General features: G+C 40.5%; 20 protein-coding genes. 8 read left to right on the forward strand and 12 right to left on the reverse strand.

Annotated elements, in window-relative coordinates; all coding sequences use genetic code 11:
• Positions 1-13: 13 nt before the first annotated feature.
• Genes F0227_RS04020 through cyoE form a run of 3 tightly spaced genes read left to right on the forward strand, consistent with a single transcriptional unit; the run spans position 14 to position 2,674 of the window.
• The gene (locus F0227_RS04020; protein ID WP_171751920.1) at positions 14-592 is read left to right on the forward strand and encodes a hypothetical protein; all 579 of its coding nucleotides are present in this window, start codon (positions 14-16) and stop codon (positions 590-592) included.
• Between the two features lie 11 nt (positions 593-603).
• The gene (locus F0227_RS04025) at positions 604-1,779 is read left to right on the forward strand and encodes a COX15/CtaA family protein (protein WP_171751879.1); all 1,176 of its coding nucleotides are present in this window, start codon (positions 604-606) and stop codon (positions 1,777-1,779) included.
• Positions 1,772-2,674 carry a heme o synthase gene (gene cyoE / locus F0227_RS04030; protein ID WP_171751880.1) on the forward strand — a complete coding sequence of 301 codons (903 nt, stop codon included), beginning with the start codon at positions 1,772-1,774 and terminating at the stop codon, positions 2,672-2,674. The genes F0227_RS04025 and cyoE overlap by 8 nt, the downstream gene beginning before the upstream one ends.
• Positions 2,675-2,807: 133 nt before the next feature.
• Here cyoE and F0227_RS04035 read toward each other — a convergent pair whose 3' ends face one another.
• The 5 genes from F0227_RS04035 to F0227_RS04055 all read right to left on the reverse strand — a co-directional run bounded on the left by F0227_RS04035 (position 2,808) and on the right by F0227_RS04055 (position 11,676).
• Positions 2,808-5,012, reverse strand: coding sequence for an alpha-L-fucosidase (locus tag F0227_RS04035; RefSeq protein ID WP_171751881.1), 2,205 nt, complete (start codon positions 5,010-5,012; stop codon positions 2,808-2,810).
• Between the two features lie 90 nt (positions 5,013-5,102).
• A complete protein-coding gene (gene melB, locus F0227_RS04040; RefSeq protein WP_171751882.1) occupies positions 5,103-6,518 on the reverse strand; it encodes a melibiose:sodium transporter MelB in 1,416 nt (471 codons plus the stop codon).
• Between the two features lie 26 nt (positions 6,519-6,544).
• Complete coding sequence (locus F0227_RS04045) at positions 6,545-8,530, reverse strand: alpha-amylase family protein (protein ID WP_171751883.1); 1,986 nt, start codon at positions 8,528-8,530, stop codon at positions 6,545-6,547.
• 91 nt (positions 8,531-8,621) lie between these two features.
• Positions 8,622-9,314 (reverse strand): DeoR/GlpR family DNA-binding transcription regulator, encoded by a 693-nt coding sequence (locus F0227_RS04050; RefSeq protein ID WP_171751884.1) that lies wholly within the window; start codon positions 9,312-9,314, stop codon positions 8,622-8,624.
• 340 nt (positions 9,315-9,654) lie between these two features.
• On the reverse strand, positions 9,655-11,676 hold the full coding sequence (locus F0227_RS04055) for an alkyl sulfatase dimerization domain-containing protein (protein ID WP_171751885.1): 2,022 nt from the start codon (positions 11,674-11,676) through the stop codon (positions 9,655-9,657).
• Between the two features lie 111 nt (positions 11,677-11,787).
• On the opposite strand from F0227_RS04055, the gene F0227_RS04060 reads away from it, so the two are divergent.
• Together F0227_RS04060 and F0227_RS04065 are read left to right on the forward strand one after the other, a co-directional pair.
• On the forward strand, positions 11,788-12,681 hold the full coding sequence (locus F0227_RS04060) for a LysR family transcriptional regulator (RefSeq protein ID WP_171751886.1): 894 nt from the start codon (positions 11,788-11,790) through the stop codon (positions 12,679-12,681).
• Positions 12,682-12,849: 168 nt separating this feature from the next.
• The gene (locus F0227_RS04065) at positions 12,850-13,926 is read left to right on the forward strand and encodes a permease (protein ID WP_171751887.1); all 1,077 of its coding nucleotides are present in this window, start codon (positions 12,850-12,852) and stop codon (positions 13,924-13,926) included.
• 201 nt (positions 13,927-14,127) lie between these two features.
• On the opposite strand, the gene F0227_RS04070 is transcribed toward F0227_RS04065, so the two are convergent.
• From F0227_RS04070 to F0227_RS04095, 6 genes are all read right to left on the reverse strand, one after another.
• A complete protein-coding gene (locus tag F0227_RS04070; RefSeq protein ID WP_171751888.1) occupies positions 14,128-15,396 on the reverse strand; it encodes a Rid family hydrolase in 1,269 nt (422 codons plus the stop codon).
• A gap of 64 nt (positions 15,397-15,460) precedes the next feature.
• A complete protein-coding gene (locus tag F0227_RS04075; RefSeq protein WP_171751889.1) occupies positions 15,461-16,366 on the reverse strand; it encodes a carbamate kinase in 906 nt (301 codons plus the stop codon).
• Positions 16,367-16,379: 13 nt separating this feature from the next.
• Positions 16,380-17,189 (reverse strand): DUF2877 domain-containing protein, encoded by an 810-nt coding sequence (locus F0227_RS04080; protein ID WP_171751890.1) that lies wholly within the window; start codon positions 17,187-17,189, stop codon positions 16,380-16,382.
• 49 nt (positions 17,190-17,238) lie between these two features.
• A complete protein-coding gene (locus F0227_RS04085; RefSeq protein WP_171751891.1) occupies positions 17,239-18,495 on the reverse strand; it encodes a DUF1116 domain-containing protein in 1,257 nt (418 codons plus the stop codon).
• A 16-nt stretch (positions 18,496-18,511) separates the two neighbouring features.
• Positions 18,512-20,176, reverse strand: coding sequence for an acyl-CoA synthetase FdrA (gene fdrA / locus F0227_RS04090; RefSeq protein WP_171751892.1), 1,665 nt, complete (start codon positions 20,174-20,176; stop codon positions 18,512-18,514).
• Between the two features lie 46 nt (positions 20,177-20,222).
• Positions 20,223-21,443 carry an MFS transporter gene (locus tag F0227_RS04095; RefSeq protein ID WP_171751893.1) on the reverse strand — a complete coding sequence of 407 codons (1,221 nt, stop codon included), beginning with the start codon at positions 21,441-21,443 and terminating at the stop codon, positions 20,223-20,225.
• 289 nt (positions 21,444-21,732) lie between these two features.
• Between F0227_RS04095 and F0227_RS04100 the strand changes: the two genes are divergently transcribed.
• The 3 genes from F0227_RS04100 to F0227_RS04115 all read left to right on the forward strand — a co-directional run bounded on the left by F0227_RS04100 (position 21,733) and on the right by F0227_RS04115 (position 25,352).
• Positions 21,733-22,728: a TRAP transporter substrate-binding protein gene (locus tag F0227_RS04100; protein WP_171751894.1), complete on the forward strand. Its 996-nt coding sequence runs from the start codon at positions 21,733-21,735 to the stop codon at positions 22,726-22,728.
• A 425-nt stretch (positions 22,729-23,153) separates the two neighbouring features.
• Complete coding sequence (locus F0227_RS04110; RefSeq protein ID WP_301338348.1) at positions 23,154-24,407, forward strand: TRAP transporter large permease subunit; 1,254 nt, start codon at positions 23,154-23,156, stop codon at positions 24,405-24,407.
• A gap of 21 nt (positions 24,408-24,428) precedes the next feature.
• Positions 24,429-25,352 (forward strand): LysR family transcriptional regulator, encoded by a 924-nt coding sequence (locus F0227_RS04115; RefSeq protein WP_171751897.1) that lies wholly within the window; start codon positions 24,429-24,431, stop codon positions 25,350-25,352.
• Between the two features lie 315 nt (positions 25,353-25,667).
• On the opposite strand, the gene F0227_RS04120 is transcribed toward F0227_RS04115, so the two are convergent.
• Positions 25,668-26,585 (reverse strand): nucleotidyl transferase AbiEii/AbiGii toxin family protein, encoded by a 918-nt coding sequence (locus tag F0227_RS04120; protein ID WP_253822028.1) that lies wholly within the window; start codon positions 26,583-26,585, stop codon positions 25,668-25,670.
• Between the last annotated feature and the right edge of the window lies 1 nt (position 26,586).

The following is a 26,586-nucleotide window of genomic DNA, read 5'->3' on the forward strand; positions in this document are numbered from 1 at the left end:
TGATCATTCTGCCATGCCGTCAGATAGCATCCCCCTAAAGCAGCGTCAATCTAAGGGGCGCTGGATGCTTATTGGTCTGTTTTTTATCTTTGCCCTACCCGCCATTATGGCAAAAACCATTTTATCTCAGCATTGGTATCAATCGGGCGTCACCAATAAAGGGCAGCTTATTGAACCTAGGCTCACCTATGCAGATCTAAATATACAGCTTCCTGCCATTATTAATGACGCGGATCCGAGTTGGCATTTAGGTTATGTGCTTCCCTCTGATTGCCAACAACACTGCCAACAACAACTTCACCTTCTCAAACAGTCCCATACCGCGCTGGGTAAATACCAGCCAAGAGTTCTACCTACGGTATTTGTCGCCAGCAACAGCGACACACGTATTGCCTTAGATGGCTTTACATCGATCGTCATCAATGACGCTTTTTTACAGCAGGTTTCTTCCATGGAGTACCTTATTACCGATCCATTAGGCCAGCTAGTAATGAAGTACCCAGCCACACATTCTGCAACGGAGTTAGTCGCCCAAAATAAAGGACTGTTATCGGACTTGCGTAAGCTACTTAAACTTTCTCGGGTTGGCTAGGAGAACGACGAATGAATGCTAAGGAACAGCAAAAGACAAGCTTAATCCCGTTGGATCGGTTTAGATTGAGACTGACCAGAGGCGCGATTTTACTCACCATCGCGGTCATCGCATTAGGCGCTTATACTCGATTATCGGATGCAGGCTTAGGCTGTCCAGACTGGCCGGGATGCTATGGCCAACTGACTGTTCCTGAAAGCGAGTTAGAGTTACAAAAAGCCAACGAGTTATACCCAAACCAAGGGGTAGAAGCTAGTAAAGCATGGGCAGAGATGATACATCGCTATTTTGCGGGTTCACTGGGCTTAGTGGTCTTTGCTATTACCCTACTGTTCCTCAAAAAATCCGCCGTTCATCGACAAGATCATACTGCACAAGCGGTGGGAACCATACTCCCCTTGGCGTTAACCATATTGGTGATAGCCCAAGCACTACTTGGTATGTGGACGGTAACTTTAAAGTTAATGCCGGTCATTGTGCTCGCTCACCTTTTAGGAGGGTTTACTCTGCTCAGTTTGTTAGTATTACTCCATACACGTCAATGCGCGGTGCAACAACTCCCTCAACCGCCGATTCAATCACCACCATTAAATGCAAGCACCACACCTTTACTCAAGTATTTATCTGTACTAACGCTCATTGTTGTGGTTTTACAGATATGTTTAGGGGGCTGGACCTCTTCTAACTACGCGGCGCTAATGTGTACCAGCTTACCCATTTGTCAGGGAGACTGGACAAGCCAGCTTGATTTCAAAACCGCATTTTCACTTTATCAACCGGGTTTCGACAACTACGAATTTGGTGTGCTCGATTATGCAGGACGAATGACCATCCACGTTAGCCACAGGATAGGCGCACTGATGACTAGCCTTGTGGTGATCTTGCTCTGTTGGCAACTTACAAAGTCCACATCGAATACGCTCAAACAAGCGGCACAACAGCTGTTTGTACTTCTTATCATTCAAGTCAGTTTGGGGATTAGTAACGTGGTGTTTACTTTACCTCTTACCATTGCCGTACTGCATAACGTTTGCGGCGCACTGCTGCTAGCCACAACGGTGCGTATTAACTATCTATTGTTCTCCAAGCCACTATCCACCAGCGATTTAGCACATTCACCAACAGTAAGGCCCCCACTACACAACACCTTATTTGCCCGAAAAGAAACAGGAGATAGCCATGAGTAAAACCTTATTGGCCGAAGGCTCAGCAGAGTTAACTCAATCTAAATTTAAAGTCTATCTGGCGCTGACCAAACCCAAAGTGGTTGCGCTAATGTTGCTTACCGCTCTTGTTGGCATGTGTTTAGCGCTCCCCGGCAGTTTACCGTTGCAGCAAAGTCTTTTAGGCATGATCGGCATAGCCCTTATGGCGGGTTCTGCCGCCGCGTTCAACCACCTGATTGATCGCAGGATTGATGCCATAATGGCACGTACTCATAAACGGCCACTGCCATCCGGTGCGGTAAACTCTACCGATGTATTTTTATTTGCTACATCCATTGGGGCCGTTGGTTTTATTACTCTGTTTTGGGGAGTAAACGCCCTTACAGCTTGGCTTACATTTGCCAGTCTGCTTGGCTATGCAGTGGTGTACACCATGTTCCTTAAACGCTCCACGCCACAAAACATTGTAATTGCAGGAATTGCTGGGGCAATGCCACCGCTACTGGGATGGACAGCGGTAACTGGAGAATTGCACGGTAACGCATGGTTACTGGTGATGATTATTTTTACATGGACGCCGCCCCATTTCTGGGCCTTAGCCATTCACCGTAAAGATGATTACGCCAAAGCAGACATTCCAATGCTGCCAGTGACCCATGGCGTTGAGTACACCAAAACCAGTATTTTGCTTTATACCATTTTGCTGTTCATTGTCTGTATGCTGCCCGCCTTAGTTGGCATGAGTGGCATGATCTACTTAAGCTCTGCGGTAGTATTAAGCGCTGGGTTTATTTACCACGCCTGGAAACTGAAGTACCAAAGCAACGACAAAACCGCTATGGAGACATTTAAATTCTCTATTTATCACTTAATGTTGCTGTTTGTTGCCCTGCTGATTGATCATTATTGGGGATGACAGAAAGGATTTACCAAAAATTCAGTCTTTGATTAGCTGCGGTTGATTGAAATAAGGAGAAGGTTGCTAAAGTGACCCTCTCCTTAAACTAGGGTAAAATCATTAACCCAGTATGGGTCTAGCTCTGATGAGATCATTTATAAATTTTCAATGCGTCCACCAACATATACTGTCCATCCACTTTTTTAACTTGAATCGTATGAATGCCTCTTGATAACTCATTTACCGAGTAAACAACTTTGCCAGACTCCCTGCTAGTAGCATATGTGTCTACTCTAACAGTGGCTTGATTATCCAAAGTTACATCCATTTTTCCTTGATCAGTGTTGACCTCAGATATAATTTCGATACCTGTACCTTCAAACGTTAGCTCATAATAATCCCCATTTACACGAGTATAAGCGACGTCATCCAAGTAATCAGATAATCCTCTGTTGCTGGAAGTAAACCAAGATCCGGCATACAAGAATTCATTGTTATCATTGTTTAGAAGCACAGGTTGATTAGTGTATTTAATTGCATCCAGTTGCATCCAATTACCATCGAGCTTGGTTAATTTTATTGTATGCTCTTTTTGTTCAAGCCCATTAAGAGCAAAAATTACTTTTTGGGGATGATATCCGGATTGGTATGTATTAACTACTCCCTGAGAAACGCCATCTAGTGATACTGCTATTTTCCCTTGAGAGTGACTTTTCGGCCCAATTATAGAGATATCGCTACCAACAAATTTAAACTCAAAACTTGCTCCATTCTCTCCGGTGTAATGTACATCATCACCGAAATCTCCTGCCCCACGATCATTCGATTCTTGCCAGTTGCCAATATAGCCAATGCTTTGGTTGTCATTGTTTAAAACAACATCATTTTGCTCATTAAACAACCGAGCTTTCAATCCCGTTAATACCCGTAATGAATCTGGAGAAACAGTGCCATCTTCATACATCATTAAATTAAATGAAGTTGGTACTTTTCTCTGTGAATGATCAACAACGGTCGAATATGCAGAGTCCACGGTAAATCTCGGAGTACCTATAGCTTGGTTGGCGAACCTAATACCCCAATCATTTTCCATTCTCAGCATACAATGCCCTTGAAGACCAAGATCACCAGTTGTGGTATACACTCCACTTCCTCCAATCGGTGCTCCCTCCGCTTTACACTCTTCACCAAAGGAAAGATCTTCAAAATCCGTATAATGAGCAATAATCCAAGGATTATAAGAAATTAAACGATTAGGATTGCCCTTTTTGGCTGCCTCCCCCAATGCTTCGAACGGTGCAGGATAGTAAACTAGCCCATCATCAAAAAACCAACCATCGAGCCTCTCTCCATAGCGTTCGCCCATCTCTCCGATGACTGTCTTCCAATAATCGAAAAACGTCGCCCTATCTCCTGTTCCGCTATACATAAACTCTGATGGCCACTCATTAAGCTGCCACCAATCCGTTGAGTTGTAGCCCAAATGACTGTCTTGGCCCGTATGATAATAAAGATAGAAACCAATACCCTCTCTATCTAGCGCATCGGCAACATCACCAATTAGATCACGCATTGAAGTGCGATCTGAGTTACCTAGTAGTTGCTCCAAAGCTGATATCGGAGCGTTAATCTCATAAGTCCACCATGTCGCAGACCAAATAACATATTGCGCGCCTGTTTCAGTCACCATGTTAACAAACCTAGCTACATCAAAGTCATCTGCCTGAGCATTTAGTGATTTTTCTGGACCATTTTGTGGATATCCCCATGCCCCATACTGAAACATCAAACCATATTTATATTGGCTAAACTCGCTGGTATCAGATTTAAACTGAGCCACTCGCTGGTCATAAGCTTGTTTTTTATCTACTTCGATTAGCTCTATTGACTTTAAATCAATATCACCTGAATTTGATGTACGGGTAAATCGCAGAGTATTAACACCAGCAGGAATAGTGATTATGCCTGACAAGTGTCTCTGCCAACCTGCCTTTGATATCGTGTACTTTAAGGAACTTGAAGTGCCTATCACTTCTAACTCAAAAGATTGATTATCTCGTAGTGGCTTCAATAATGTCGTCACGAAATAACTATTATCAACATCACTTTTTACCTGCCACTCTAGGGGCTCTGATGAGTCAATACTCTGAAGCCATGCATGCTTAGGCTGGCTAAAGGTTTTAACCGAGGTCGAACTGGGTCGTCTGGCTGCAGAAGCCATTAAATAAACGACATTGTCCTTAACTTTAGTATGGTCAATAATAATGGGCATTGGTCCAGTCTGTTCAATGACTCCAGCATAGCTGATGCTAATAGTCGCTACAGACGCCCATAACAAAATTAACAACTTTTTCATGCTTCTTACCTCTTTTCCATTGACGCCATTCGCGTGACCTCAAGATGCAGGGCTCAGATCATCTTGAGGCTATTTGAATACACGTTCTAATTAAACCGTTGCATTTTTAGAGTGGTTTCCAGATTCAAGTTCTACTTTTTTCTGGTTAATTTTATTTTTCTCTAGGGTTTGTTTTACTTCATCTAGATAATCTCCTTTTAATTTATAAAAGCGAGAATAGATGTAATATGAAATAGCCGCGACAAAAACAGGGAAAGCTAAAAATAGAAAGCGCATACTTGCTATTGTCTCAGGTGATTGAGTTTCGTTAGGGATATAACCGCTAACGGTCAACACTATACCCATAATAAATCCGGTTGCCGCATTACCCAGTTTAAATTGCATTGGCATTGCTGCAAATATTACTCCTTCAGCGCGTTTACCGGTTTTAAGCTCTCCATAGTCCATACAGTCAGTAAGCATAATAATCATCAAAACCAACATAAAACCATGTCCAGCACGAACCAGTATTGAACCAATAGCAATTAATACAACATTATGTAGTGCGTAAAAGCTTGAATAAGCCAACACTGCACAACCTAATATAGGCAATAAATAGGCAATCTTAGTTAATGCTTCGCGACTTATTTTCTTAAGCACAAAAGGAATAGTTAGCTGGGTTATCACTTCAGCGATACCGGCTACCAGCATAAAAGTGCCAAATAACTCTTGACTCTCTACTACATAGGTAAAATAGTAAACAGCAAAGTACAAGATGGTTCCAACAATATTAAAAAAGAAGAATAACGCTAAAAAGATAATAATTAGCTGATCATTACTTTTTAACATATTCCAAAAATCTTTTAAGGTGTATTGAGGTTTATCTTCTGCCTCTTGATTCTCTTTAAAATTAGTTAAAAGAACCATCATAGCAATAAAGAAAAGAACCGCTGCCAATGTAGCAGTCAGGCTAAATCCACGCCCTTGATCACCATCACCTAAATAATCGACTACCACAAAAAAGAATGAACCTATCACCATCCACGCGACACTAATCATGCTGCGCGGCCAAATAACTAAACTCGCCTTCTCTTCGTCTGACTTAGCAACATTTGGCAAAATACACCAGAAAGGAATTTCAATAGCCGTAAATGCCATACCCCATAATATATAGGTTACTGTGATATAAACATATAACATACTTCCTTCTAGCCATTGAGCATTAAACATAGCAATTATCAATAATGTGTTGAGCAACGCGCCAGTAAAAAGCCATATTTTTATACGACCAAACCGACTTTTAGTTTTGTCTACTAAAATACCCATCAGTGGGTCATTAAATGCATCCCATATTCGGGCAATCAAAAATAATGTACCAACAAATGCGGGGGACACTCCCAATATATCCGTAAAATAAAACATAGCGTATAATAAAACAACGCCACAGGTTATATCTTTACCGAATGCTCCTATCCCATAGGACAGCTTTGTATTTAATGAAATAGTACTCATACCATCACCTTTCATGTAAATTTAATTTTATGAAAAAGAAATTAATATTGAATTTCTACCATTTGATGGCCTGTCAATTTTCGTACTGAAAAAATAACTCTATCTTTTTCTTTCCTAAATTCTAATTCAATATTTTGCGGGACTAAATTTATTGATTTGATGTCAGCATCATATTTAATAGAGATATCCAAGTTATAAATCGGAATAACATCTTCAATGATTAAAGTATCATCCGATTTACGTTCAGGAATATAATGAAGTAGATGCAATACATCTCGATGTTGGTCCTGTTGGGTATTTAATGCAGCAATCAAGCTACTAGGACCGTTGTGGCGTAGTAATGGTTCTGGCAATAAATTATCAATTGCATCCAAAACCATGTGTTTCACCCAAATGGGCGCGTTTTGCACAAATTGGTTAAATACAGGATGACAAAAGTAGATAACATTGCCGCTTTTTACTACACCAGGATAACCTACCTGACCAGAAGAAGGCGTATGCATATGAGAGCAAAAATGCTGCCATGTACGATTGAAATAGGGCGTAATCACATTACATAGAACTTCGCTAGTGGGTAGCATCGACACCTCTAGACCTTTCTGATACATAACATGCTCAGTTTTTTGAAGATGTTTGCCTATTGAATCGCTCGGTAACAGATAATCTGGGCTAAATGGCGCATCTCCAATGTAAGATACTCCAAATAAATCACTACTAAATGCTTGCTCCTCTGGTTTTAAGCCTGACTTATATGTGGCTATAACCTTGCCCCCTTGTTCACAGAAATGACGAAGCTGTCGATCTAAAGTTTCATCTACCGGCACCTCATCAGGCAATATCAGCAATTTGTACTGTTCAAAGTCAGCTTTACTATCGATGATGTCAAATTGATGGCCTCCTTCTACCAATATACGTGTCACGCCATGAAGTACCTTAGCTTGATCCCAAAACTCAACGGTCAAGGTAAATTCTTCAGGATTAAGTACACCAATATCTGTTTTGGCTTTTGCTGCAACACACCATGGTTCAACGTCTTTTACTTGTCGATATACTTCACCAATAAGATCATAGGTTGCTTTTGAAGGCTGACCATTAGGGTGTAGCTGATCACCTATTGAACACTTACCATTCATTGCCAGCATATGGAATACTTCAAACTCCAACGCGGCTTGGTTTTTAAACGAGTGCATGTCTCCCCAAGAGGTATGGAACTTGCCCGTCATACCAATAAAATCATGACCTAAGGTTCTTGCATAACGAACAACAGCAGGAAAATGGCCATATCCCCACTCCCCGGTTGGCAAAGACTCAACTTCAAGATGGCTGTAGTGTTCAATCGACTCTCTTATGTCAGGAGCGATGTGACCTTGATTATAGAAAATCTCACAATCTTGATTAAAGCTACGAATATGAGCGGACATATCCTGTTTAAACTCTTTCATCATCGTAACGGCAAATACCATTCGGTCATCTTTTTGGCTGGGATTTAATCCTTTCGCTTTCATATCAGCTCGACACCAACGACACGAACAATCAATCACTTTTACAATATCGAGAAAAAGCCCTGTCACTGGAAAAATTTCAAATAGCTCAACAATATGCTCTTTTAGCCATGCTCGATATGGCGTGTTAACACACAATGCACGACGAAAAGTAGGCTCATACAACCCTTCTGTCATTTCTCCTTGCTCACCGATAACGTGCCATTCTGGATTATGTATCGAGATATATTCGTCCCACTGAACCGTGGTATAAATAGGTACTCGAATGCCCTTATCCCTCAAGGCCTGAATTTGATCTACTAATAAGCTTTTATTAGTTAAAGTAGGATGAATACGCTCAGAATTGCGCTTTGATGGATAATACATATAACCATGATGACAGCGGGCAAAGCACGTAACTGAATTGACACACGCATCAACAAACACATTAGCAAACTGCTGTTTATCAAATGCAGCTCCTACATTGGGGATGTACTGACTAGTATGAAAGTCAAGATGAACTTGACGATAAGCAATATCTCTCATAAATAATACCTTATTAAATTAATAGTTAGTGTTTATGATGTTCAGCCACAAAATTATCTGCAGGCGCGGCTATCGATAATGGTCGTATGTTTTATTTGTCAGTAATCACGTTTGTTAACGAATTAATGCCACATACTTTGAACAAACTCTTTTTTCCATATTTTGATTTATCAGCAATCAACACTACCTCTTTAGAAATGGCCATTAACGTCTGTTTTATTTGATAGTTATATTCATTAGAGTCCCACACACCTGACTCTTCATCGAAACCGACACAAGAGATAAAACTGACATCTGCGGACATATTTGACAGCGAATTAATTGCGACCGATCCATAAAAGCTGCCATATTTGGCGGAGTATCGTCCGCCAGAGCAGATAACACGAATATTGCTCTTTCTTTCCAACGCCAAAATATTTTTTAGCGAGTTTGTAATTACTGTGCAGTTAATGTTTGGCATTTGCTGAGACAAACACCAACTTGACGAACTCGCGTCTAAACCAATAACCATATGTTCTTTAATTTGAGCTAGCGCTTTTTTAACCAAGCTTTCTTTTACTTTTAAGTTATCTTTGGAGCGCTCAGAAAAAGGACGGCCAACATCGGTACTACTCGCTTTGATGTTCATGACACTGCCGTGTATTCTTCTTATTTCACCCTGCTCATCCAGTTTTCTCAAATCACGGCGCATGGTTTCCACCGAAACATCAAACTTGTCAGCAAGTTCACGAACCGAAACCTTTTCAGATGCATTAATAAACTCTAATACTTTGGTTTTTCTCATAAAATGCCTCCTACAACTGTTCTTTAAATTATCAGTAACATACATGACCGTTAGTGATAATGATCTTTCTACAGTTAAAATTGGTCATTTTTTATGCATTTTTGCGACCGAACGGTCAAACGGTCAAACGGTCATGTGAATGGACTAAGAAAGTAGCATCAGCTCTACAAAGTATCTGTTCAGGTAAGATGAAATTCGGCGAGATAAACGCAAATAGATAGGACTGAAGTTGATGAACAACAGAGTGTGGAGAAAGTGGCCTAGTTCTAAACAAAAAACCGCTCTAGCGAATATCTAGAGCGGTTTAGTTAATTATAAATTAACAGTTAAACTTATTATGTTATTTGCTTGGCATCGGTAAAATTTCAAATAAACCATCAAACTCATCCAATGTGGCAGCCAGTTGCCCAAGTAACTCACTCTCACCTTTTACGCTTGCTTGCCCTGACTCAAATAACGCTTCCAGTGTCGTCTCTCCCAATACCACTTTAGTGAAGTCTGTTTTGTTGATAATCAGTTCAAAGTCTACGCTTGGTAGCTGTTCAACTTGGATATTGGCCATATTGGCATTCGACACTTCACCATAATAGAGCTCCTCAACATCTGGGTGGTTAACCGCAAAATTAAAGTTAAGACCCGCTTGCTCTGCCTTAGTCGCATTTAAACTAACCGCAACAAAATCTAAAAACATCCCCGTTGGTGTGTTGGCAATCACGTCCGCTGATGCCAGTTTAATTGACGGCTGTATCTCACCAGTTCTGAGCTCCGCCGCACCTTGTAAGTAGCTATTTCTCCATGCCATTGTCTCTGACTGGTAGCCTTGCTGCTCAAAGCTGTCGGCTAAAGCAAAGCGGTATTCAATGTTGCTTGGCTGACACTGCACTAAATCGTTAAATAGCTGTGAGGCCTGCTGATACTCTCCCTGTTTAAAGTGAGATTGGCCGGCATTAAACAGCGTATCTTCCCCGGCCGCATTGACGTATACACATGATTTATCAATGGTTTGCAGTGGGTTGGTGTTTACCGGATTCATATCATGATATCCAAGGTATAAATTAACTACCGCACGGGCATTGTGGCTGTATGAGCCGTGATAACCGTTGGTGTGCCATGTATCTAGCTGAGACTGAGGGATAATCTTCTCGATCTCTCTTCCTACATCATTAATCGTTACACCATGATTCGCTAAACGCATTGCCTGATTATGGATAAAGCCGTAATTATCACGTTGTAGCGTCATATACTGCGAGATTTCATTCACGTCAGTCTCTGCATCATTCCAAACTGGAGCCGAATGAGCAGCATGAATATTGTCGACCAAGCCACTGTCAACAAAGCGCAGTTTTAATTCTGTGAGGTACTTAGTCCAAACTAATGCGTCACGCACTTTGGCTCCACGGAAAGTATAGATATTATGCATACCATCGTAGGTCAACTCCGCCGTATTCAATGAACGATACTCAGGCACATAAAGGACAATCTCGGCAGGCGCTTCAGCACCAGGCATGTTAATCGCATGGAAATCCAATCCATCAATGGTGATCACTTTTTCACGCTGTTGAATTTCATCTGTTGGTGCCACCAACGTAACCTTACCGCGGGAGGTACCTAAACCTAATGCATTATCAACGATTCCCTTGGTATTGTTATCAAGCGTAGTGCCGTACTGGTAATTAGCGCGACGTCCCATGGCAGCACCGGCAATCACATTCTCATCTGCCAGTTCTTTTATGAAGTCTTTTGGTGCATAAATTTTAGCCTCTGCATCGAAGTCTCCCGACTCAAAGATACCGCGAGATCCTCCAAAATGATCCGCATGCATGTGTGAGTAAATCATACCGGTAATTTTGTGCTCGCCATTGATAGCGGGTAAATGCTCTTTGGCAAACGCCCACGAAGCTTGTGCCGCCTCTTTGGATAACAGAGGGTCATGAATTACATAGCCATTATCGGTGCGATAGATTGTCATGTTAGAAATGTCAGCCCCACGAATTTGGTACACCCCATCCGTTACTTGATACAAACCACCAGCGGCGTAGTTAAGCATGCCTTGGCGCCAGATCGATGGGTTAACGGTAGCAGGCAAGTCTTCTACTGACATCTCGGTCATATATTCGAAACGATTTTTTAGCTCACCCGCTTCATGAGTACCAAACTCAGCAATCAAGCCATGGCTTGTTCTATCAAATGCGGAGGTATCTTGCCAAGGCAGTTGTTTAGACAGTTGCGTATTTGTCTTTGCAGTATGTGCTGTTGCTGGTTTTCCCTCATAAGTGTCGATTGACGCGTAGTCGTTCGCCGCTGCGCTAAATGACATGACAACTGCTAAAGAAAGTAGTGAAGGTGCAAAATTCGTTTTCATGCTGAGCCTCTTTGTATCTTAATTGGTATAGCGCTAATTTAGCCAATTGACACATAATGATATATAAATGAAACTACATTTAAGACATCACATTTTGTTATGAGTTAAAGCATGATAGATAAAATAGATCTAAATCTTCTCAAAGTATTCTCAACGGTTTATCGTCACCAATCGATCACGCTTGCCGCAGAAGAGATGGAGATGACCCAACCTGGAGTGAGCGGACTGTTAAAGCGCTTACAGCAACAAGTGGGGAGTCAGCTGTTTATTCGCTCTGGCCGAGGCATCGCCCCAACTCGTCACGCGCAAGAACTGATCCGTCAGGTTGAACCAGCTTTAGAGCAAATTAACAACGCGTTAGAAAATCTAGACGGGTTTAATACCGATTATCCACATCGATTTAGGGTGTATACCTCTGAACCGATTATGTTAATGCTATTACCAAAGATTGAGGCCGATAACGAGCTAGGAAAAGTCACTATCGAGTTGCACCCAACCCGCTCGAACGAAGAACAATTGATCAACGATCTCCATCAACGCCGAGCCGATTTAGCCATTGAATTCTCTAACTACTCTTCTAACTCTTTTTTTACAGAAGATCTGTTTATTGATGAGATGTGTATTATTGCTAGGAAAGGACACCCAAGGATTTGCAGAACGCTATCTGAAGATCAGTTTTATCATGAAAAACACATCACTCTGAAGCTCCGCCGAGAGCAGGTCTATCTCGCGGACTACTTTACAACTGAAAACCTAAAAGAGAGAGCCGTAGCCGCTGAATGCACCTCATTGGTTTCACAAATGTCGATGGTCTCAACCAGTGATTGCATAGGCACTATGACCAAAAGCATTGCCGATATGTTTGCAGATAAGATGGAAATTCAAGTACTGTCTATGCCGTTCACAACCACCGCGATTAATCATCGTTTAATGGTTCATAACCGTGATAAAAAAAGCCCCGCAAGCATCTGGTTAAGAGAGAAGTTAAAGTCATATTTTAAGTAATCGATCTAACCGCTATAAGGTCACGAATACGCCTTTTCGATTCAAAAACCAAACTATCTAGCCAAAACAAAAAATTATATTTCGACTTTTATGGAAATAATTATTGACTTTAAAATTACAGCGACTATTATTTCCACATATTTAGAAGTATCGATATAGGAAAACAACATGAGTCCCGAATTCATCACAATGGCTAAAGAAACGCTGGATATGTTCGCGTTTTTAGCAACCGAACTTATCATTCTATTCTTGGCAATCAGCTACCTTGTTGGTGTGCTGCAAGAGTTTATTACCCCGGAGAAAATTCAATCCATACTTAGCTCACGCAATGGTAAGGGATATATAATCTCCGCACTGTTAGGCTCCATCACACCATTCTGTTCATGTTCAACAATACCTTTCCTTAAAGGTTTGCTAAGAGCAAGAGCTGGTTTTGGTCCAATGATGGTCTTTTTGTTCTCAAGCCCTTTACTTAACCCTGTTATTATTGGCTTGTTTGTCATCACTTTCGGCATCAAAGTCGCGGCATTCTATTTTGCTATGGCGATGATTGTCTCGGTATCTGCTGGCTATGCGTTAGAAAAGCTCGGCTTCGAGAAATACGTAAAACCTGAAGCGTACGAAGTCGCGAACGCCACGTCCGGTTGCGGCGCATCGACATCAGATTCATCGTCTAGTTGTGGTTCAACCGCAAAACCGGCCACTGCGTCTAGCTGTAGCTCTAAACCAGAACCAGTTATGGCGTCGACCTCTTGCTGTAACAGCGAACCAACACCTGCGATGGCATCAGCGTCTTGTTGTGACAGTACCGCTGTCATCGCGCCAGTGGCTGATAATCGTTGGTTACGTATTTGGCGTGCAACGTGGAAAGACTTTAAACAAGTTCTGCCTTATTTAATGTTAGGTATTACCCTTGGCTCCGTTATTTACGGTTTCATGCCAACGGATCTTGTTGCTAAGTACGCGGGCAACGGCAACTGGTTTGCAGTGCCAATTGCAGCGGTTATCGGTATTCCTCTATACATTCGCGCAGAAGCAGTGATTCCACTTAGTGCGGCATTGGTTTCAAAAGGGATGGCGTTAGGGTCGGTAATGGCGTTAATTATTGGTAGTGCTGGAGCGAGTCTTACTGAAGTTATCTTGCTTAAATCTATCTTTAAAAATCAAATGATCGCCGCCTTCCTAGTTGTCATTCTTGGTATGGCCATTAGCGCAGGTTACCTCTACACCGTTATTTTTGGTTAATAATGGCAAATCAATCCCCAACATAGTCGGTAATGTAATTCACTTAAGAAGAGCTGCATTGCAAACTAGTTAGAGAGGCTCTTTATACAACAATACACACCCTTAATAACTGGGTGTGTATTGTTTGCTATTGCTGAACCTAATTCTAATTGCCAATATCCTTGGCCATCCATGTCCGGCTATTTCACGCTAACTACTCACTTATCCTAATTGTGGCGGAGTGCCTTCACCGTTAGAAACGACAGCATCAATTTGTATCGCAGCATCCATCGGTACTTCGCACACGCCGATCACCGTCCTTGCAGGGTATTTTCCTTTGAAGAAAGTCGAGTAAACCTCATTAACCCGTTCAATATCACTGATCTCTTTAAGTTGAATAGTCACTTTAACGATATCATCCATTACATGACCAACGTTTTGAATAATGGACTGGATATTTTCTAGACACTGTTTTGCTTGGATCTCGATGCCACCAGAAACGATTTGATTCGTTTTTGGATCGATAGGCAATTGACCTGCAATATGATTATAGTGAGAGAAAGCAACTGATTGAGTTTGTAGGGTATTTACTGGCGCCTGATCGGTACTATTTGCTCTAATCACTATCCCATGTCTGTCTTCAGATTCTTGCGGAGGCGTCCCTTCCCCATGTGATACCACTGCCTCAACTTGAATCAATGCGCCCAAAGGTAATGCAGAAGCGGAAAATACAGTACGTGCGGGGACATAATTTACAGATCTAGCGATAGCCGATTCAGGGAAGAAGGTTGAGTAAACCTCATTTACCATATCAATATCAGAAATGTTCTTAAGGAAAATATTAATTTTGACAATATCGTCAATGGGAACACTGATGCTTTCTAAAATATTCTTAATATTTCTTAGGCATTGATATGCCTGCTCTTTCACGCCACCAGCGACCAACGAACCCGTTGAAGGATCTAAAGGCAACTGAGCCGAAAGGTTGTTGTAATGAGAAAATGCGATCGTTTGTGTCGAAGCAGGGCTGATTGGCGCATTTTCTGTATTGTTCACCACTTTTCTCAATGCACATGGGCTTTGCGGCGCAGTGCCTTCACCATTTGAAATAAGAGCATCTATTTGTACTAGTGCACCCACCATAGGCAAAGCCGCCACTTCAACAATATTTCGGGTTGGTAGATGGTGTTGAAAGTACATTTTATAGACTTGATCGATCATCTCTTTGTCGGCAATATTTTTTACAAACACGTTGATTTTAATGACATCATCGAGAACGTGACCGATGCTTTCAACTATGGCCTTAATATGCTCTAAACATTGTTTTGCCTGCTCTTTAATTCCTCCAGAAATAATTTCACCAGTTTTTATGTCAATCGGAAGTTGAGCTGAAATATTATTATAATGAGAAAAAGCAACTGTCTGTGTTGATATATAGCTAATAGGTGCATCTTCTGTATTTCTTGAAACTTTAATAATTTCTTCTCTCATATCAATAAATCTCCTCTTTGATATGTACTATTATATTTTTCTAATTACTCTTTAATTTATACGACTATGCTATTATCTTTGTGCCAGCTAAGCCACTTATTGACTCTAATGCCAAATTAAGATCTGCCACAACCCCAGTGCCTAACTGAACGTTTTCCACGTAATTAATAATGGCATCAACTTTTGGCTGCATGGAACCTTTATCAAAGTCATGTTTCTTAAGATTTTCTGTTGAAACCACATCTAATTTTTCCTGATCTGACTTACCCCAGTTTAAATATACTCCATCACCATCAGTCAAAATTAAAAAATAGTCCGCATTAATTTCTCGAGAAAGTAATGATGCCGTGGCGTCTTTATCAATAACGCAGTCAATATTATTTGTATGCTTATTTTGTGTTGCGAAAGGTATGCCTCCACCGCCTCCACATATAACAATATTGTCATTTTCTAACGCTTGTTTAATAGCTTTACTTTCATACACTTTTAGTGGCTCAGGCGAACCAACCACCCTACGATAAAATTCCCCGTCTCGTCGAACTGTCCAGTTATACTTTTCAGCAAGTTCATTCGCCTGCTCTAAACTATACACCTGTCCAATATATTTTGTGGGTTCTTCAAATGCAGGATCATTCGGATTCACCTCTACATGCGTGAGAATAGAAGTGATGTCTTTAGTTACCAATTTACGTAGTTCTTGTACCAACATAGTTGCTATCATGCCCTGTGTTTCCGCAACCAGACAACTGAGTGGATAAGAAGGTACAGCCTCATACGAATCGTTCTGCTGGCACAATAAACCCACTTGAGGTCCGTTACCATGAACAATAGCCACACTATAATCTTCACTTAATTTAGCGATGGATGACGCGGCCACTTTTACACTTTCTAGTTGGTTCTCATAAGATGGTATTTGTCCACGACGTAGCAGCGCATTGCCACCTAAGGCAATAACAATTGTTTGTTTCATTTTTAATCTCTCATTAAATATATTTAAATGCTAAACAGATCCCAAGTAATGTATCAATACCTGAAGTGTGACCATGTTTAATAAAACTATTTATTTCAGCTTCTGTTGTTTTTCTATCTTTATTTAAAGATAAAATTAATCGATATAAAGAAAATGACACATTGCCTTTAATTGCTTCTTCTATAAAACTTTTACTAATAGTGGTTGTTTGTTTATTAAGGTCCAGCTTATCAAACTCTTTAGAAAGAAGGTCAATATATCGCCCCTCAAAACCTAATTGATAAATAATCGCTAGAACTCCAACTAAGGCATCATCAAAACTTGGAGTCAACCCTATACCGCTTCCAATGTTATTAGCAATATTTCGTGCTGTACTGTCACTTGGTTGTTTCAAGAAGTTTATTAATGTATCTATTGGCTCTAAGCTATCCCGCATTGTTATATGATTTGAGTAGCCAAATCCATTTTCAATGCTCTTAGAAGAATCGAGTAATGAGTTCACATCATAGTGTGCATTTCCAACATTAATCTTTAATAATACTTTTCTTTCTGACAATAGTATTCTAGCACCTGAAGAAATAATCAGACTATTATCTACGATATCTATTTCAGTTTCCGTTAAAAGCAATGTTCTAACAAAATTGTAATCATTGCTTCCTAACACGATTCCAAACGGAGTCATTAAACTCACATTTGGATGAAGTGAGAACAAGTCATTTTCATTATTAACAAAATTAACAGCATTATTGTGACTACTTAGTAACCTATATCTGCCGTTCAATATTAAACTCGAAGAAATCGCTTTAGATATTAATGTAATCATATCTATCTTTATTAGGCAGTAACAAATGTTACTGCCTTCCTATTTTTAATTAGGCTTCGATTTTTTCAGCAAGCGCTTCTAGTGCTGATTCAAAACATCCAAGTGGAGCACGAACAGTTCCTGCACCAACTTGACCAATGCCAGGATCTTTATGGGCAATGCCAGTATTGATAAGTGGCGTGATGCCTGTTTCAACGACACGACGAATATCAAGTCCCAAACACGCTCCTTTAAAATTCCATGTTGGGATTTGAAGCATGTCATTATTGTCCAAGTAAATTTCACTCATTTCATCCGATGTTTCTAGGGCAGCATCAAAGCCTCCAGCGCCTACAAATCGAGTAACCCCTGGAGCCGCAATCATCGCTGCACCACCAACACCAAAAGCTTCAGTGATTGCGCTATCGCCAATATCTGCGTTTGCATCATCTTGGGTATAGCCAGTGAAAAACAACCCTTGAGGTGTATTCACTGGTGCAGTGAACCAACGATCACCTAATCCACTAACTCGAATACCGAAGTCTTTACCATTACGAGTTAAAGCAGTAACAATAGAGCCTTCGCCAATGGAAGCCGCAGCATCCATCACCGACTTGCAATACGCCATCGTCAAGTTCAAAAAGAACTGATCTGTGACACTAAGAAATTCAAGTACTTTTGTTATTTTCGGCATCTCTTTGTCTTGACTAGCAATATAAGGCGCTAATTTTTTTGCTAATAGTGCTGATGCTGCGATATTACGCTGGTGAAACTCATCTCCCATAGTAATGGACTGAGCCATAATTGCGGTAAGATCTATGCCTCCTTCAATATTTTCGATAGCTTCATTTAACATCGGTGCGAACTCATCTCGCATCCAGACAAGGCGTTCCTGAACGTCTGGACCATATGCCCCAAAACGCATTACTTTACCGATGCCTTCATTTAGATTGCAATACGCTGTATTACCATGTTCTGTATTTTTAACAATGATAACAGGCATAGTTGGAGAGGTGATTCCCCCCATAGGACCAACCGTATTAGCATGATGGCAAGGAAGAAATTCAATTTCGCCAGCACTTAAAATATCTTCCGCTTCTTTTTCACTCTGTGCCCAACCTTCATACAAACAGGCGCCAATACAAGCCCCTTTCATTGGTCCCGTCATATCTTTCCACACAATAGGTGGACCAGCATGAAGCAGTGTGCGTTTTCCCGCGAGCTCTGGAATCACATCCGCAGCAGGTTTAACTCCAATCCAAAAAGGTCTTGCCGCCTTAATTTTAGCTATTACATTGTTGTTTGATTCATTAATATCGTATTTCATTTTTATTCCACCTAAATTAAGACAATTTTTTCAATAGTTCAGCAAGATGTTGATTACCACCCGCGACCGGAGACCAACGGTAATGAATCGCAGTTGCATTACAAGTCAGCAGATCTTCGGCAAAACTGGCTAGACCAATATTGATAATCTTGGGTTGTGTTAGTAAGTAATGTGGAGTGTCGTCCGACTCTTGAGGTAACTTACACGACATCAAAATCGAGCAGAAGTTAACGGCCTCAGATACTGAATCAGCCACTTTAATTTGTGCATCCTCTAGCATTTGTATTTGTTGTAATCGGTCTTGGGGATCTTGCGCTGTCCCTGTGACTGTCGCGACAACGGCGAACGGTTTATTGCGTTGTTCACGCAGTTCATTTACCGCGTCTACCACAGCACCAGCCGGATCAATATGTCCGCCAAAACCTAGCACCACATCAACAAGCAGAACGCTAAAATCCTGATCAACTAATGCGAGAATTTGATCTGATCGTGTCGAAGGGTCAATCATTGGATGAGGACGACCGACGGTGTAAGCATCATCGCCAAGGTCAATAATCATATGGCCTTGGTCATTAAGCATCTCTCCATTTTTATGCTCCACCGACACTTGCAAAGCAAATTTTTCGGCCACTAACATCCCTGCTTCTGCAGCCAACGTACCGCCGGTATATAGCCCTCGGATCTTTCCACCTTGAAGCGACTCTTCACCTAAGTTCGATAAAACACTAAGCGCGTCAGCAAGCTCGCTGGTTGTTTTTGCCGCTTCATCCAATGTATAAGGAAGTTGTACGTTCCCTATTGCTTTCATCTCAGATTTATCACCAAGGAACAATGCAACAACAGGCTTACTCAATGTCTGCATTTTTTCAATTATCGCTTTTCGAACATTAGCAGCTGGAGGTTTAGATACGAAAGCGATCACTTTTGTATCGTTATCGTTGTCTAATATATCCAGAGCAGCCTTAGCGCTTATTCCGCCAATCTCCTCGGAAAGATCTCTTCCTCCAAGTCCTAATGCATGAGTAATGCCACCACCAAGCAATGCAATTTGAGAGCAGAGCTCCTGAATACCAGTGCCGGAAGCACCCACAATGCCAATACTTCCCTTAGGCATCTTATTTGCAAAAGCTAACGGAACGCCGGAAATACTAGCTGTACCGCAATCAGGCCCCATAACAAGCAACCCTTTTTTCCGAGCATCCTCTTTCAACGCTTTTTCTTGCGCAATAGGCACATTGTCTGAAAACAACATGACATTCAGGCCACGGTCTAACGCCTTATAAGCCGTTTCAGTAGCGTATTCGCCAGCAACAGAAATCAAAGCCAAATTTGCATCAGGAAGTACTTTTTCAGCTCGTGCCCAACTACGAACGGTAGGCAACGTTTTTCCCTTAGAACCATTTGCAATGTTGGCCAGCTCTTCTTCTAAATTTGCGGACACTTCGTCACGTACATCATCAGAATCGACATCAGTATCTATGGAGATACAAATATCATTAGGAGTCGCAGTTTCAAACATCTCATGCCATAAACCGGTTGTTTGAAACAAATCTTTATTCGCTGGCGTCCCCATCATTACGGAAACTTGGTTGACCGAAGGCATACCAGAGAGTTTTTTAGAAATAATCATCAAGCTTACTGAATCTTGAAAACAACTTGACTTAATAAACGCAGTTATCATTTTTAACCTCAATCGAGTGTGTTTCTATGGAATCGAACTCCACCTATTACGCTTTTTTCTCTTTAATACCGGCAAATGAAATCAGGCCGATAATTAAAAGCACTGCTGATAGATAAAAACTTGAAGCAAGGCTTCCAGTTGCATCAGTCATAAATCCGGCAAGGGTTGGAGCAATAATGGATGAGCTCATACCGATAAAGTTAAATAACCCGAAAGCGGACGAGTATTGCGAAGGTTTTACACTATCGGCTACAGAGGCAACTAAAATAGGGTCCAACGCTAGCTTGCCAACAAGTCCATATATACAAATAGCACCAATTACCATTGGCATGGTTGGCAAGTACGCGATGCAAGAAACACTAACAATTGCGGCAATTAAGAGAGGAATCGCCACTACTTTTCGTTTTCCAATTCTGTCTGAGATGGTGGACCAAAGAAGTGCACCTGGAATTGAGACCCAAGCTACAAGTGAAGAAATAAAGCCAATTTCACTGCCTTCAATGCCGCGCTCAGATTGAAGGTAATAAGGAAGCCAAGTAAGAATGACAAAAAAGCCAAACAGAGAACAAAACACCGTTACATAAACTCGCAATAGGTTTTTGTCTTTAATCAACTCCAAAAAGCTGGTTTTCTCGACCTGCTCGCTTGAATCAACGCTCTTTTTCTTCTCTTTTACAAAAAACCAAATAAGTATGCCCACAACAATCGTTGGAACCGCCATTACGTAAAAAGGCATGCGCCATGTAAATCCAAGATCGTAAACAAGCCAGCTTGCAACCATAAAACCGCCAGCGGTACCTACAGCCATACCTGAGTTTATTATTGCTGTACCAAACGAACGCTTTTCTTCTGGAATTTGCTCACTAGACAAACCGTATTGCGGACCATAATAGGTACCTTCACCGGCTCCAGTTGCGCCACGAGCGAACAGAAGCGCAGTAAATGATTTGGCCCATCCAGTAACCGCGGTAAAAACGCCAAAAAAGATAAAGCCCGGAACTAAAACTTTCTTCTTACCGATTTTGTCGCCTAAAATACCTGATGGCACTTGCATGGCTGCGTAAACAAAGAAAAAAGCAGAGTTAATTAACCCTAGTTCCGTATTACTCAATAAAAACTCATTTTGAATATCTCCCATTACAGGATTTAAAATAGTTCGGTCGGCGTACATAAAAACCCAGCCTAACCAGAACATACCGACAGTAACCCACCACGTTGGTATACCTACTTTTTTTATTGCTGATTTATCAATTGTATTTTCACTCATGAAATTTCCTATTTTATTTTGACGAAATCTATTTTTATTTACACCTAATAAAATAGTGATTAGAAGAGATAAATATCACTAAACAACCATTGTTAGAAAATTTAAAACGATCATCGAGCCACCCTTAAAAAATATAAACCAATACACATAAACCCATTTTAAGCCCATGATTAAAAAGAGAAAATCAAGATATCACCTTAAGTTTATTTTATATTTCAAAATAGTCACCCGTCACACAAATCAATATTTCAAATGCTATAATCATCCCAAATTGTTAAGAGATCATATAATGAAATTTAGATTCTTTGTCATAAGATTATTTCTTGTTGTCTATCTTCCACTTATTTCATACTCTAATGTTGCTTATGCAAAAACTATTATTCGCTTTCATCATGACATGGCGATAGATAGCGCACTGCACAAAGGCGCCGTAATCTTCCAGCGTGAAGTAGAAAAATTAAGTAAGGGTGAAATGCTCGTTCAAATTTACCCTGCTAACACGCTAGGAGATGACCAATACTCAACGGAACTATTACAAGTTGGCATTATTCAACTCGCTGTTATACCAACATCGAAACTGGCTAATTTTAGCCCTTCATTAAAAGCGCTAGATTATCCGTATTTGTTTAACGATAGACCAAGTGTTTATAAAGTATTAGACGGTGAAATTGGTCATGAACTATTAAATGACATGCAAAGTGAAGGTATTACTGGCCTTGGCTTTTGGGAGTCAGGATTCAAACAAATTACTTGCAACGACGTATTCAGCCAGCATGAACAAAGAAATGAATCTCCTTTAAAAGGCGTTCCAGTTAGAATTATGGCAAGCGACGTCCTTAAGCGACAATATTTAGCAGCAGGAGCACTACCTTTAGCTATATCCTTCAGTGAGATTTACGTGGCCCTTCAACACGGGTTAGCCAAATGCCAAGAAAACCCTATTGTTTCAATCGCTATAACCCGTATTTATGAAGTTCAAAATGAGCTTCTACTCAGTAATCATGGCTATCTAGGCTACGCCTTTATTGCTTCATCACGATGGTTCAACGAACTAAATAATAATGAAAAGCAGCTTATACGTACTGCTGAAAATATTGCCAGAGATAAACAACGAGAAGCTTCATCGCAACTAGAGAAAAACTATCTGAAAGAAATATTGAAATCAGGAAAAACCCAAGTAGTATCCTCAGATTTCAACCAAGATTTAAGGTCAAGATTTGTTCAAGTGAAAGCAGAAGAAAATATTCAAGTCATAATAGATAAAATTCGCGGGTTAACAAAATGAACACATCAAGATTCATCCACATCACCTTAGGTTCACTAATGTTGTCGATCAGCTTATTATTGATTTCAGAAGTGTTACTACGTAGCTTATTTAACGTTTCATTAAATTGGTCATACGAATTGGCGAGAATATTAATGATATGGATGGTCTACATAGGCGCAGTAGAACTTACTTATCGTCGAAAACATATTAACATCACATTACTTGAAGATAGATTTCCAGTTTTAAAAAGAATCACTCATACACTGACGCTAATAACACTACTATCTATAGGGGTAATTTCCATCTCATTTTTAAACATTGTAATACCTTTTGCTCAAACTTCCCCGACAACCAACCTTCCTACTTGGATTAACTATATTATTATTCCCGTCGTTTTTTTTGCGATGTTACGAAATCCATCTTCAAAAAAGTAAGCCTTTAATATGTTGATAATTTTACTTGTTTGCACATTGCTTCTGCTGATAATAATAGGAATGCCTATTTTTTCTTCTATATTATTTTCATCACTAACCTATTTGGTTTTTCGAGGCGATATATACCCAGAAATCATCACACAAAAGCTGTACAGCGGTATTGATAAGTACTCATTACTCGCAATTCCACTTTATATTTTTGCTGGCAATATTATTTCATCATCATGTGTTGGTGAAAAAATCATCGCATTTATGAAGAAAGTATTTGGTCACTTTCATGGCGGAATGGCAATTTCAACCATTTTAAGTTCCATGTTCTTTTCATTAATTAGCGGTTCCGCACCTGCAACTGTATTAACTGTCGGGCGGCTTTCAACCCAATCAATGATCGATAACGGATACAGTAAGAACTTCACTTTAGGGTTAATTATTAGTACGGGCTCACTAGGCATTGTTATTCCTCCCAGTATATTTCTTATCGTATATGGCGTAGTAACAGGAGCCTCAGTGCAAGAGTTGTTCAAGTACGGAGCGCTAGGGGGGTTTATTTTTGGAGGCCTATTTATGGTCTGTACCGCGATTTATGCTTACGTTCAGGGATACTCTAGAAGTAACTGGGGCTCATTCAGAGAGTTAGGTCAACAAGCGAGAGTATCTGCACCATCGCTATTACTGCCTATCATTGTCATTGTAGGTATTTCGACCGGATTAACCAGCCCCACAGAAGCTGGGGTAATTATCATCGCTTATGGCCTCTTTTTAGGCTGCTTAGTCTATAAAGATTTGTCACCAAAATCCGTCTTTTCGATTGCAGTACAATCCGCATTGACATGCAGTCAGATTATGATCATCATGGCTGCCGCCAGCTTATTAGGCTGGTTAATAGCGGAAAGTAATGTATTAAGCATCGTTTCTTCACTATTTGCTGGTTTTAATAACCTGATTATTCCATTGCTATTACTTAATGTGATGTTTTTGGTACTAGGAATGTTCATTGACATTACTTCTCTTGCCGTTATTTTGAGTGGCATTATTGTTGCCATCAGTAAGAGTCTTGATGTCTCACTCGTTGCAATCGGCGTAATTATGGCCATTACTGGTGCTATCGGTATGTTCACCCCTCCCTTTGGATTAAGTTTATTTGTAGCCAGAGAAATTAATGACAGCTCATACGCAAATACAATTAACTCGCTAAAACCTTTTTATGCCATGTCATGTTTTGCCTTATTAGCGGTTAATTTAATCATTCTAACAATCCTGTAATCAAAACGTAGAGACGTCAAAATGCTTAACTTAGATCTAGAGTCGGTTCGTACCTTTTTAGCCGTTGCAAACTGCAGCTCTTTTAATCAAGCTGCCAAGCAGGTTCATCGCTCTACAGCCACCATAACTTATCGTATCAAAGCATTAGAAAAAGAGTTTGGCGTAGAACTTCTCAATAGAAGTACCCGCTCGGTCGAACTAACCCCTGAGGGAAAATATTTAAAGAGCAGATTAGAAATGCTTTTCAATGACTTCGTAGGGCTAAGTTCAGAGGTTGAGCAAATCAAGAATAATATTGAGCAATTTGTAGGTATTGCGATTAATGAACTGCTATATGACAAATTCGCTGTAACCAAACTCACCAGTTATCTTCATAAGAAATATCCGAATACAGAATTTCGTTTCTTTCGTGAGGTTTATAATGGCGTATGGGGATCACTGCTCTCTGAAGATTCGCAGATAGCGATTGGTGCTCCCGGTTGGCATACTATAAGCAATGACCTCGAATCCAGTTCGATGGGTGAAATCTCATGGATGTTTATCGCATCACCGACACATGCGATTAGTCATCGTCACAATACCCTGTCTGATGACGATCTAAGAAAATACACCGCTATAAATATTGAAGATACAAGTAGACACCTCGTTCGACGCAAAGCATGGTTATTAAAAGGCCAGAAAGAACTTTTAGTGCCTGATTTTGAAACAAAAGTTCTTATGCACACTCAAGGTATTGGCGTTGGTTTCCTACCCAAAAATGTTGCTACCCGGCTTCTCAATTCAGGACAACTCATTACTCGTGGCATAGCAAACCCTCGAAGTAACTCCCCATTATCATTCAGTTGGCGTAAAGATGCGCAAGGTAAAGTTGTGTCTGAATTAAAAGAAATGATTAGAACTGAGCACCCGTTACTCACACCTTTTTATGCAAACATTGATAAATAAGATACAGTTTCGACACAAAAACCGATGATATAACGCTCTAAAAATAGTAATTGTAATACATCGCCAACTCAGTCGTTATTTTATGAGTTACATTAGACATCCGTAACTATGGAAGCCAAGTTTGGCTACAACTTTACCTTACCAATAACCATGGGTTATGCACACGGTTTTGATACTAAGCTAGGTAAAGACAAGTTTTACGTCAGCGTGGTAAGTTACTTCTAACGACATTCTGTAAACAAGCACTTCAATGGCTGATCAAGATTCTTATTGTCGACGATTAGCCATTTTTTAGCTTTTCGAATATGCTATCAGCTAATTAAAAAGTACCGAAAAGAGCTTTCCGCAAGCTTGCTTGTGCTTCTCATCTGACATTCTTGCCAAGTTTATCTGTTTCCATTTTAAAGCTGGAAGCTCATTTACACCATTTAAGCCAAGTAGCTCCCATTTAGGGGATAGATTTTTAAATGACCACAGAAATTCCTTTTCATCTTTAGTCAAACCTTGATGGATAAGTTGTACCAACCGCTCTCTTACTGAAACTAACTCTTTCAACGGAATATCATGCTTAGCCATGCTGACAAACTCACCTGCATATAACGCTGCTATATCTTTAAATTGCGGTCTAAGTAATTCTGCCATTGGTCGATTGTGGCTAGACAAATACACCAGTAAAGCCTTGCGAATATCGTCAGTTAAACCTTCATTTTCAAGCAACCACTTTACATCAAACAAGTCTCTTGGATGTTGGCGATCAAGCGCTGCAACTATTTTTCCTGCATACAGATCAGCTAATGCCACTACCGGCATTTCTGCGTAACCAAATTCATCTTCTGCCGCCTCACATATTTCCATGATCTGAGGTTCAAATACGGTTCCACGCAATACAGGAGAAAGCTCTATTTTAATCTGTACTCCGTTACGTGTAACAATCAACCTAAGTGCATCACTTTTGTCTCTATATGACTCTGTAATCTCAATATCGCTAAGCTTATTTTTCAGTTCAGTTCCAATCGCATCTAATGCATTTCGGATATCTTGTAAGGCTTTCTCCCGCTGACTCGTTGGTAAGTAAACAAGGTCAATATCCACAGAAAAGCGCGGGAGTTCCCTAACAAATAAGTTAATAGCTGTACCACCCTTTAAAGCAAAGCAAGATTGCTGCGCAACGAACGGAATAACTTGTATAAGTAATTGTACTTGCTTGTAATAAATACTTGTTCTATCCATCATC

It is taken from the genome of Vibrio sp. 99-8-1, from assembly GCF_013114595.1.
Taxonomy (GTDB): domain Bacteria; phylum Pseudomonadota; class Gammaproteobacteria; order Enterobacterales; family Vibrionaceae; genus Vibrio.